The organism is Sphaerisporangium sp. NPDC051017, from assembly GCF_040683095.1.
GTDB lineage: Bacteria > Actinomycetota > Actinomycetes > Streptosporangiales > Streptosporangiaceae > Sphaerisporangium.
Window position 1 is genome coordinate 17,389 of the sequence record NZ_JBFBCI010000025.1, and the last position, 6,722, is coordinate 24,110.

Consider the following 6,722-nt stretch of genomic DNA (forward strand, 5'->3'; position numbering starts at 1 on the left):
GCCCCGCCCGGACTTCCCATAGCCGGGCGCCTGCCTACAGGAGAACCATGTCTCGCCCTCTCAACCGACGTCTCTTCATGCGCCAGGGGGCCCTGGCCGCCGTGACCATCGCCGCGGGAGGCGGCCTGATCTCCGCCTGCGGCTCCGGCGAACCGGTGGCCGCCCCGTCCGCCGGCGCCTCCTCCGGGACGCGCCGGGCCGGTGGCACGTTGCGCGCGGCCTTCGTCGGCGGAGGCGCGTCCGAGACTCTCGACTTCTTCAACGGGCCGACCCCGCTCGACCTGGTGCGGGCCCGCGCGTGGCACGGCGGTCTCGGAGATCTCGACCCCGGCGCCGCGGACGGCGTGCGCTACGGGGTGCTCCAAGGCATCGACGTGTCGCAGGACCTGGGCACCTACACGCTGCACCTGCGGCCCGGGGTGCGGTTCACCGACGGGTCCACGCTGACGTCCGCCGACGTGCTGTACTCCCTGACGACGCTCGCGTCCGCGAGCAAGCTGCCGGTCTTCCGGATGGCCGCGGCCAACTTCGACCTCGCCAAGGCCAAGGCGGACGGCGACCTGAAGGTGGTGCTGCCGGCCATCCGCCCGATCGCGGACGGGCGCATGATCCTGTGCCAGGGCAACTTCCTCGTGGTCAAGGAGGGGACGAAGCAGTTCTCGATCGGAATGCCGAGCTGCGGGCCCTTCAAGCTCACCGCCTTCACCGCGGGGCAGGGCGCCGCGTTCACGCGGAACGACGACTACTACGGCCCCGCCCCTCGCCTCGACGGGCTGGAACTGCGCTCGATCGCGGACTCCGATGCCCGGGCGGGCGCGCTGACCAGCGGCGAGGTCGATTTCGTGCACGATCTGGCCCCCGTCACCGCGCACACGTTGTCCGGCAACAGCGCGATCGACGTCGTGCCGTCCAAGAGCCCCTACCTGGTGGGCCTGTCCTTCCGCATGAACATGAACGTCAAGCCGTTCGACGACCAGCGGGTCCGCGAGGCGTTCAAGCTCGCCGCCGACCGTGAGGCCATGGTGCGGACGGTGTTCTACGGCAACGCCACCGTGGGCAACGACCTGCCCGCGCTGGGTTTCCCCGACTACGCCGAGGGTCTTTCGCAGCGCGCGCACGACCCGGACCGGGCCCGCGCCCTGCTGAAGGAGGCGGGTGCCGAGGGCATGGAGGTCGTGCTGACCACCGGCCCGGAGACCCCCGGCATGGTGGAGGTGGCGACGCTCTACGTCGAGGACCTCAAGAAGATCGGGGTGAAGGCCACGCTCAAGGAACTGCCGCCCGGGCAGCTCTTCGCCGACTTCGCGTCCTACGCGCGGTTGCCGCTGGCGGCGTCCTACCAGGTGCCGGTCCCCGCCCTTTCGACCTACCAGATCACCACGGCCGGGGGCACTCCCGCAGCCTTCGGCTGGAAGCGCCCGGACGTCGACGCGCTCGTGTCCGAGGCCCGCGCGCAGAGCGATCCGGCGGAGGCGAAGAAGACCGGTGGCGAGGCGCAGAAGAAGCTGTGGGAGGGCGGCAACACCGTGGTGCCGGTCTTCAAGCCTTACGTCAACGCCCAGGTGAAGGGGCTGACCGGTATCCAGGACGACCTGTTCGAGCAGTTCCCCGGCTTTTCCCGGGCGGCTCTGCCGTGAGCTGGGCGGTCTTCGTGGGCCGCCGTCTCGCGCTCGCGGCCGCGTCCCTCGCCGTGCTGTCGGGCGTCGTCTTCGCCGCCACGGCGGTGCTGCCGGGGGACGCGGTGAGCGCCGTCGCGGGGGTGAACGCGTCCGCGGAGGACCGGGCCCGCGTGCGGGCGAGCCTCGGCCTGGACCGGCCGGTGGTCGAAAGGTACGCCGCGTGGGCGTCCCACGCGCTGCGCGGCGATCTGGGCACCGGGTTCGTCGGGAACCGGCCGGTCGCCCAGGTGCTGGCCGACCGCCTCCCCAACAGCGTGATCCTCGCCGGCCTGACCCTCGTCGTCGCCGCGCCGGCGGCGGTGCTGCTCGGGCTGTGGTCCGGGCTGCGGGCGGGCGGCGCCGCCGACCGGTTGGTCACCACCTCGGCACAGGTGGCGGCGGGGGTTCCGGAGTTCGTGTCGGCGGCACTGCTGATCACCGTGCTGTCGGTGCGCCTCGGGCTGCTTCCCCGGGTCTCGCTCGTGCCGCTCGGCGGCGGGCCCTTCGACGCCCCGCGGACCCTGGTGCTGCCCGTCCTCACCCTCACCGGGGTCGTGACGGCGACCGCCACCCGCCTGATCCGGGCGTCGGTGGCGGACGTCGTCGCGTCCCCGTACGTGGAGGCGGCCCGGCTCAACGGCGTGCGCGGCCCGCGCCTGGCGCTGCGTCACGTCCTGCCCAACGCCGCCGGCCCCGCCGTCCAGGCGCTCATGCTCGCCGCGGGCGCGCTGGTGGGCGGCGCCGTGGTGGTGGAAACCGTCTTCGACTATCCGGGGATCGGCAGGGAGCTCGAACAGGCCGTCGCCGCCCGGGACATCCCCATGGTGCAGGGCATCGCGATGGCGTCGGCCGCGATGATGCTGCTGATCCTCCTGCTGGGGGACGTCTGCGGGCGGTCGCTCGACCCGATGCGGGGGGAGCGGCGGTGACGGCCAACCTGGAGGCGCGGGTCCGGCCCGGCGGTCCGCGGGCGCGGCCGGGCCGGCGTCCGCCGCTGCTCGCCGCGGCCGGGACACTCGTGGTCGTCGCGATCGCCCTGGCCGGACCCCTGATCGCGCCGTACGGTCCGGCCGAGCGGCTCGGACTTCCCTTTCAGGGCCCCGGCGGCCGGCACCCACTGGGCACCGACTTCCTCGGACGTGACGTGCTGAGCCGCGTGCTGTGGGGAGGCCGGACGCTCGTCCTCACCGCGATCGGCGCGACCGTCGTGGCGACGGTCGTGGGAATGGCCGCGGGCGTGCTGGCCGGGCTCGCGTCCCGCCGCACCGGCGAGGTCGTGTCGCGGCTCGTGGACATGCTGACGGTGCTTCCCGCGCTGCTGCTCATCCTCGTGCTCGCCGCCGGCTTCCCCGGCAGCGACCTGGCCGTGGTGGCCGCCGTCGCGCTCGCCACCGCCCCGTTCTCGGTGCGAGTGCTGGGCGCGGCGACCCGCCGGATCGCGACCACCGGTTACGCCGAGGCGGCGCTGGCCCGCGGAGACGGCAGGTGGGCCGTGCTGCTCCATGACGTCCTGCCCAACATCGCCGGACCGGCCCTCGCGGACGCGGCGCTGCGCCTGGTCGCGGCCCTCCACCTCACGGCGACGGCCGGCTTCCTCGGCCTCGGCCGCGGGGCGCCGACTGCGAACTGGGGGCGCATGGTCAGCGAGAACCTCTCCGGTGCCTCCCTGTCCGCCGCGCCCTTCCTCGCGCCGACGCTGCTCCTCGTGCTGCTGTCGGTGTGCGTCGGCCTGCTCGCCGACCGGTTCGCCGGCATCGCGTCGGGCGGCCGGCGGTGAGCGGGGACGCCGAAGACCTCCTGCGCGTGGCGGGGCTGACGCTCGGCCCGGTCGGCGGCGGCCGGCCCGTGCTCCGGGAGGCGACGCTCACTCTGGCACCTGGACGGGTCCTGGGCGTGGTCGGGCGGTCCGGCTCCGGCAAGAGCAGCCTGGCGCTGAGCCTGCTCGGCCGCGTGCGGCCCGGTCTTGAGCGCCGGTCCGGCACGGTGCGGGTGGCGGGGCTCGATCCGTTCGACCCGCGGGCGCCGCGCCTGCTACGCGGCCGGGTGGTGTCGTACATGGGGCAGGACCCGGCGGCCTCGCTCAATCCCGCCCTGCGGATCGGCGCACAGGTGGCGGAGGCGGTCCGGGTCCGCTCCCCGGGGACGGCGGACGTCGTCGGGCAGGTCCGCGAACTCCTGGCGTCGGTGCGGCTGCCGACCGACCGGGCGTTCCTGCGGCGCCGTCCCCATCAGGTCTCCGGCGGGCAGGCGCAGCGGGTGGCCCTCGCCGCCGCCCTCGCCGGCGCGCCGCGGCTCCTGGTGCTGGATGAGCCGACCAGCGGACTGGACGTCCCGCTGGCCCGCCAGATGCGGGAACTCGTGGCCGCCTCGCTGCGGCGCGCCGGCCGCGCGATGGTGCTCGTCAGCCATGATCCCGGCTTGGTGGCGGACCTGGCCGACGAGGTGGTCCGGCTGGAGGACGGACGGATCGTCGCGTCCGGGTCGCCGGCCGAGGTGCTCCCCGCGCGCGTCACGCCGGAGGCGGACCACGCGCGCGCCGCGACCCGCCGGGCGGGCGCCGCTGGAGCCGGCGTGCTCGAGGTGCGCGGCCTGTCCGCGCGGCACGGCCGCACTACGGTCCTCCGGGACGTCTCGCTGACCGTCCCCGGTGGCACGTGCACCGCGCTGGTCGGGCCGTCCGGCTCCGGCAAGACCACGCTGGCCCGCTGCCTGGCCGGGCTGCACCCGATCGCGGGAGGCACGGTCTCGTGGAGGGAGGCGGAGACGCCGCACGCCCGGGGGCGCGGTCGAGCGGTGCAGTACGTGGCTCAGGATTCCGTCGGCGCGCTGAATCCGCGCGAAACCGTGCGGACGGCTCTGCTCCGGCCGCTCAGGGGCCTGCGCGGCATGCCCGCGCGGGACGCCGCCGCCGAGGCGGAGCGGACGCTCGGGCTCGTCGGCCTGGCTCCGGGTTTCCTCGCGCGGCGGCCGGGGGAGCTGTCCGGAGGCGAGCGGCAGCGGGTCAACCTCGCCCGCGCGCTGGCGGGCGCACCCCGCGTGCTGGTCTGCGACGAGATCACCTCCGCGCTGGACCGGGAGATCGGCGACGGCGTCCTCGACCTCCTGACCTCGCTGCGCCGGACGCTGGGCCTGACCGTGCTCCTGGTGACGCACGACCCGGCCGCGGCGGCGCGGTACGCCGACCAGGTCGTCGCGCTCGACGGCGGCCGGATCGCCGAGGCGGGCGTGCCGGGCCTGGTGCGGGCTTCGCCGAGCCCCGGCCGATGACCCGTTCCGTGTTCCACTCCTGCGTCCGGCGGCGGACCCGGCGGAATGAACGGGGCCGGGAGGACGCGTGGTGGTCGCCTCCTCCCGGCCCCCTGCGGGTGCCTCACATCGGAGGGACCATCTCGGCCAGGGCCTGCTTGTCGATCTTGCCGACGGGTGTCAGCGGCATGGCCGCGACCTCCACCACCTGGTCGGGGCTCTTGTAGCCCGCCAGGCCCCGCTCCTTGAGGAAGGCGGCGAGCTCACGCGTGCCAGGAAGATCTCCCGAGGAGACCAGGAACGCCACGGACCGCTCACCCCACCGCTCGTCCGGAGCCCCCACCAGGGCCGCGGACGCGATCGCGGGGTGGGCGAGCAGGTGCTCCTCCACCTCGGCCGCCGCGATCTTCTCGCCGCCGCGGTTGATCTGGTCCTTGACCCGGCCGACGACGACGAGATGCCCCGAGGGGAGCACGCGTACGACGTCTCCGGTGCGGTAGAAGCCGTCCGCGGTGAAGGCGACGCGGTTGTGCGCCTCGGCCCGGTAGTAGCCGCGCGGGGTGTACGGGCCGCGGGTGAGCAACTCGCCCGCGACGCCGTCCGGCACCGGGGCGCCGCCGGAGTCGACGACGAGGATCTCGTCGTCCGGGGAGATCGGGCGGCCCTGGGTGGTGCAGACGAGGTCCTCGGGGTCGTCCAGCCGGGTGAGGTTGATCAGCCCCTCGGCCATGCCGAAGACCTGCTGGACCGTCACGCCGAGCGCGGGACCGAGGGCGCGGGCGACGTCGTCGGGGAGCCGCGCCCCGCCGACCTGGAGCACCTTCAGGCTGCTCAGGTCCGCGCCGGTGGACGCGGCCTCGTCCATCCAGTGCGGGACCAGGGGCGGGGTGAGCGAGGTGATGGTCACGCGCTCACGCTCGATGAGAGGGAAGGCGGTCTGCGGGCTCGGGTCGGGCGACACCACGACCGTGCCTCCGGCGGTGAGCGTGCCGAGCACGCCCGGGCAGGCCAGGGTGAAGTTGAAGGCGATCGGCAGGACGGCGAGGTAGACCGAGTCGTCGCCGAGACCGCAGATCTCGGCCGCGGCACGGGCGTTGTAGGCGTAGTCGTCGTGCGTGCGCGGGATGAGCTTGGGCAGACCCGTGGTGCCTCCGGAGTGCAGGAGCAGGGCCAGGTCACCCGCGGCCGGCCCGCCCTGGGGCCGATCCCGCGGCACGTCCGCGGAGCCATGGGCGAGACCGTCCGCGGTGCCGGCCAGGAGGTCGCCGAACGCGGTGAACAGCGGATGGTTCCCGGGATCGCCGAGCACGATCGCCCGCCGTAGCGTGCCGCCGCCCGGCTGCCCGGCGAGGACCTCCAGGAGCATCTTCCGGTAGTCGAAGCGGGCGTGCCTGTCGGGGATGACGCAGACCGTCGCGCCGGAGACGTGCAGCAGATGGCCGATCTCGGTGCGGCGGTGTCCCGGCATGGCGTGCACCGGCACGGCGCCGATCCTCTGCAGGGCGAACCAGAGCAGGACGAACTCCGCGCGGTTGGGGAGCTGGACGACCACTCGATCACCCTGACGCAGCCCCAGCCGCCGCAATCCCGCCGCGAGCCGGTCCACGTCCGCCTGGAGACGGGAGTAGGTCCAGCAGCGGTCACCGTCGACGAGGGCGGTCCTCAGCGGACGGTCCGCGGCCCATATGTCCAGCAGGTCGCCGAACGTACGGCCGGTCCAGTGGCCGGCGGCGCGGTACCGCTCCGCGGCGTCGCCGGGCCAGCCCGGGTGGGTTGTCGTCATGGTGATCCCTTCTCGAGTTCTGATCCGTTGTGGCG

5 protein-coding genes are annotated in these 6,722 nt (G+C 74.5%); 4 read left to right on the forward strand and 1 reads right to left on the reverse strand.

What is annotated here, in order from left to right; all coding sequences use genetic code 11:
* Nucleotides 1-47: 47 nt before the first annotated feature.
* Genes AB0M95_RS20765 through AB0M95_RS20780 form a run of 4 tightly spaced genes read left to right on the forward strand, consistent with a single transcriptional unit; the run spans nt 48 to nt 4,925 of the window.
* Nucleotides 48-1,637, forward strand: a complete 1,590-nt coding sequence (locus tag AB0M95_RS20765; RefSeq protein WP_363766876.1) for an ABC transporter substrate-binding protein — start codon at nt 48-50, stop codon at nt 1,635-1,637.
* On the forward strand, nt 1,634-2,587 hold the full coding sequence (locus AB0M95_RS20770; protein ID WP_363766879.1) for an ABC transporter permease: 954 nt from the start codon (nt 1,634-1,636) through the stop codon (nt 2,585-2,587). The genes AB0M95_RS20765 and AB0M95_RS20770 overlap by 4 nt, the downstream gene beginning before the upstream one ends.
* Nucleotides 2,584-3,435: an ABC transporter permease subunit gene (locus AB0M95_RS20775; protein WP_363766882.1), complete on the forward strand. Its 852-nt coding sequence runs from the start codon at nt 2,584-2,586 to the stop codon at nt 3,433-3,435. The genes AB0M95_RS20770 and AB0M95_RS20775 overlap by 4 nt, the downstream gene beginning before the upstream one ends.
* Nucleotides 3,432-4,925, forward strand: coding sequence for an ATP-binding cassette domain-containing protein (locus tag AB0M95_RS20780; RefSeq protein ID WP_363766885.1), 1,494 nt, complete (start codon nt 3,432-3,434; stop codon nt 4,923-4,925). Before AB0M95_RS20775 ends, AB0M95_RS20780 begins: the two co-directional genes overlap by 4 nt.
* A gap of 103 nt (nt 4,926-5,028) precedes the next feature.
* Here the strand turns inward: AB0M95_RS20780 and AB0M95_RS20785 are convergent, their stop codons facing one another.
* The gene (locus tag AB0M95_RS20785) at nt 5,029-6,687 is read right to left on the reverse strand and encodes a (2,3-dihydroxybenzoyl)adenylate synthase (protein ID WP_363766888.1); all 1,659 of its coding nucleotides are present in this window, start codon (nt 6,685-6,687) and stop codon (nt 5,029-5,031) included.
* Nucleotides 6,688-6,722 lie beyond the last annotated feature (35 nt).